Origin of the sequence: Sphaerochaeta sp. S2, from assembly GCF_016406725.1 — a bacterium.
GTDB lineage: Bacteria > Spirochaetota > Spirochaetia > Sphaerochaetales > Sphaerochaetaceae > Sphaerochaeta.
Map to the genome: position 1 here is coordinate 1 of NZ_JAEKNT010000481.1, position 3,108 is coordinate 3,108.

General features: G+C 46.8%; 4 protein-coding genes. All 4 read right to left on the reverse strand.

The window, feature by feature from the left end; translation table 11 throughout:
• Positions 1-58 precede the first annotated feature (58 nt).
• The gene (locus tag JF818_RS14075) at positions 59-811 is read right to left on the reverse strand and encodes a hypothetical protein (protein ID WP_198892610.1); all 753 of its coding nucleotides are present in this window, start codon (positions 809-811) and stop codon (positions 59-61) included.
• 3 nt (positions 812-814) lie between these two features.
• A complete protein-coding gene (locus JF818_RS14080; RefSeq protein ID WP_198892611.1) occupies positions 815-1,486 on the reverse strand; it encodes a 1-acyl-sn-glycerol-3-phosphate acyltransferase in 672 nt (223 codons plus the stop codon).
• Positions 1,487-1,505: 19 nt separating this feature from the next.
• The gene (locus JF818_RS14085) at positions 1,506-2,261 is read right to left on the reverse strand and encodes an ABC transporter ATP-binding protein (RefSeq protein ID WP_198892612.1); all 756 of its coding nucleotides are present in this window, start codon (positions 2,259-2,261) and stop codon (positions 1,506-1,508) included.
• On the reverse strand, positions 2,254-3,108 hold an 855-nt coding region (locus JF818_RS14090), incomplete at its 5' end, for an iron ABC transporter permease (protein WP_198892613.1). The genes JF818_RS14090 and JF818_RS14085, both read right to left, overlap by 8 nt.

The window sequence follows — 3,108 nt, forward strand, 5'->3', positions numbered from 1 at the left end:
CTCCTGATGTACTCAGTATAGAGGCAACCAGTCGGAAAGAAAAGTGCAATCTATACCTCTAAAGCAAAGCTCCAAGTGCTGTGGAGAGAGAAAGGACGCCCATCAAGGCAAATGCTGAATTTGTTTTCATACGTGACTCTGGCTTGAATACCAAGGTTGCAACTGACCAGAGACTGAAAAGTATGCAACGAAGAATGGAATCCAGGCTCATATCAACTGCCAAGGTAACAAAGGGCAAGAGAGCGGTAATCGCCAGACTTACCTGCAAGGAGAGATGTGTTCTACCGGAGAGAAAGAGAAAGGCAAGGGCGATCAACACCAATACAAGACTTCTGACCATGGTAAGGCTTGAGGGTTCCTGTAAATGTGCCCAGAGAAGATTTACCACTGCCAAGGCAAAAATCTTTGCACTCTCCTTGATATACGAGAAGATGAGATGAGCTCTCTGTTCAGGTGAGAAAAAATGAAAGAGAGCAGAACAGATAAAGCTGATGATAAACAGTGAGTAGGTCAGGACGACCAGCAGACTGACACCCTGGCCCTCTATCATCTGGTTTATCAGGTAGATGATGATTGCAATACTGGAGAGGGAAGCAACGATATCAACAATTCCGTTGAAGATACTGTAGGACTTGAAGGCCCCTTTTGGGTCCTTTGCTTTTGCAAACTTCTCTGCATTGAAAGAGAAGTTGAATGAGGTTCCATTCTTCAAATCCGCCTTGAAAGAAACTGAATGCACATGCTCAGCGTGTTCAGCTATCTCATCAACCCGGTTTTTGAAATCTGTAAAGATCTTATGCACATCATCCATATTTCAACTCCAGAACTTATCTGTCTTGATCTCGACAATCAATGAATCAATGGTTTTCCTAAGCTCCCTCAGGATCATCTCACGTGCTGCAACTCTATCAACCTTGGCTACTTCCAAGGCCTCAGGGAATTCCATCACCTTCCCAATATTAGCATAGTAGTTCCTACTTACGACTCGCATTTCTCGCCTTGCCGTTTTACTGATCTTATTCCTCACTCTTCTTCTTGGGGCGATCAAGCCAATAGGGACAATAGGAACAGGGTGGGAGAGGTACATCTCAGCAATTCCCTGCTTGAATGGCATCATCTCTTCCTGGGTGTTCAGGCCCCCTTCAGGAAAGATATACACACTATCCCCTTTCTTGAGGTAAGCGACTGCCTGGTCAACAACATGTCTGCGGTCTTCCTTACTCAGGGCTTTGATTTGTTCCGTCCAACCAAGAAACGATCCAATGACTGGAATACCGAAGGCAGGACCAATGACCATATGCAATGGTTCATCAGTAAGGGTAGTGACAAAATGCACATCACTGGAACTGAAATGGTTGGAACAGAATATTTTGGGACCTTTGGGCAGATCTTCTTCCCGCCAAGTAAAGAAGTCATAATTGAGAGCCAAACCAACCTTGACGACGGTACGGTAAATTCTATGTAGGAACAAGCTCAGAGGCTTCATGCATCCACTTTCCTAAAAGCTACCATGTCGGTAGCCAGACTTTACGACCTAGTTCACCATCATATACCTGATGAGCCCTGATTTGATATACCTCATTGAGTAATGCATCATTGAATACTGTTTCAGTAGGTCCCTGGGAAACAATATTCCCTTCCTTGAGGACCAGTGCAAGTTGGCTGTAGACCTGTACAAGCAACATATCATGCAGTACACAAATGACTGTATACCCTTTATTTACCAGATCGGTGAGCAAGCCCATGATGGCCCTCTGGTGTCGTACATCAAGATGATTCACCGGCTCATCGAGCAACAACAGTCTCCCATCCTGACTCAAGGCCCTTGCCAGCAGCACTCGTTGCATCTCTCCACCGCTTAGCTCAGTTACTACCTTGTGCTGCAGATGCAAAATATCACAGGAATCCATAGCAGATTCTATTGCATGCCCATCATCTTCTCCCCCATGTGCATAGCGTCCCATGGCGACCGCTTCACGGACAGTGAAGGCGTAGTCAAGCTTGCCATTCTGGGCAACAAAGCCCAACTTGGTTGCAAGCTCTTTCTGCTTGAGGTGCTGAATATCCTGGCCATCTACATAAACTGCACCTGAATCGGGTTTAAGTTGTTTATATATGAATTTCAGGAGTGTGCTCTTGCCGCTTCCATTCGGTCCGGTGAGTGCAATGAACTTTCCCTTGGGAAGGGTAAGGTCCAGCTCATGGAATATTTGGTGTTTGTCATATCCTCCACTGAGGTGACTGATCTTGAGACTATCCATATCGGTACCGTCCCTTGCGAAGCAGGTAGATGAACAGGGGAACACCAAGTAAGCTGGTAATGATCCCTACCGGTAATTCACCACTAGGAAGCATAACCCTGGAGACAGTATCACTGGCGAGAAGAAGAAAACCACCGAAGAGGCTTGAAGGAAGCAGGAGTCTATTATGCTTGGGACCAACCAGCAATCGTGTTACATGTGGGGCCATCAAACCGATAAATCCAATGACACCAAAATAGGAGACACAGATTGCACTTGCTGCCGAACCAGCAAGCAAGAGAACAAGCCTGGTTTTTCCAACAGCCAACCCTCCTGCATGTGCAGATGCCTCATCCAGAAGCAGCATATCCATGTTCTGATGATTCGCTCGTAACAGCACAAAGAGGAGGAAAAACGTGAACATAAGCACAACGACCTGCGCATAGGTGCTGGTGGAGAAACTCCCCAGTGTCCAGTAGAGAATACGTTGGTATTGTTCACGATGCAGGAACATCAACAGTGTCATCGCTGCACTAAGTATGTAGTTTACCGCCACTCCGGTAAGGAGAAGCGTTGTATTACTGCTCTTTCGCTTAAGGGACATCCCTACAATAAAAAGTGTGGTAAGAGTAGCTCCAAGGAGTGCACTCAAGGGGAAACCCAGGAGAGGGGCAAGACCAATGAAGAGTGCAAGGGCAACCCCGAAGGATGCTCCACTGCTGATGCCCAGAATAAATGGGTCGGCCATGGGATTACGTAGTGCGGCTTGGAACACCGTACCTGCACAACCAAGGATTGCCCCAGAAAAAAATGACGCAAAAATCCTCGGCAACCGGAGTTGCCAGATGATATATGCCTGGTTCCCCCC